Here is a 508-nt window from a genome sequence, read left to right on the forward strand (position 1 = left end):
AGTGGTCTTTAAAGTTGTTGATACGGCGCAGGCTCTGTTCAATGTTGATGACTATGAGGAATTCGTTGAGATTCAAAGCGAGTCTGCCGTGCGTCACGTTGCCAGCGAATATCCGTACGACACGTTTGATGAGCAGGATAAGCTGACGCTGCGTGGGAATCCGACTGAAGTTTCCGACCGCTTGACACAAGAACTGCAGGAACGGCTTAACGTGGCTGGCGTGCAGATTTTGGAAACGCGGCTGACGCACTTGGCATATGCCACGGAAATTGCCAGTGCGATGCTGCAAAGACAACAATCCGCGGCGATTCTGTCAGCACGTAAGATTATCGTTGAAGGCGCCGTTTCGATCACAGAAGATGCCATGGAGCGGCTGGCCAAAGAAACGGATTTAAATCTAACTGATGAGCAGCGTTTGCAGGTCATTAACAATATAATGGTAGCAATTATTAGTGAACGCGGCACGCAGCCAGTAATCAATACTGCAAAATAACTGAATTTATCTTTA

At 47.8% G+C, this 508-nt stretch carries 1 protein-coding gene; it reads left to right on the forward strand.

Annotated elements, in window-relative coordinates; all coding sequences use genetic code 11:
• The coding region (locus MY520_RS27980) for an SPFH domain-containing protein (protein ID WP_436695962.1) at positions 1 to 493 on the forward strand (493 nt) is incomplete at its 5' end.
• Positions 494 to 508: the final 15 nt, after the last annotated feature.

Origin of the sequence: Geodermatophilus sp. CPCC 205506, from assembly GCF_051383635.1 — a bacterium.
Classification (GTDB): Bacteria; Actinomycetota; Actinomycetes; order Mycobacteriales; family Geodermatophilaceae; genus Geodermatophilus.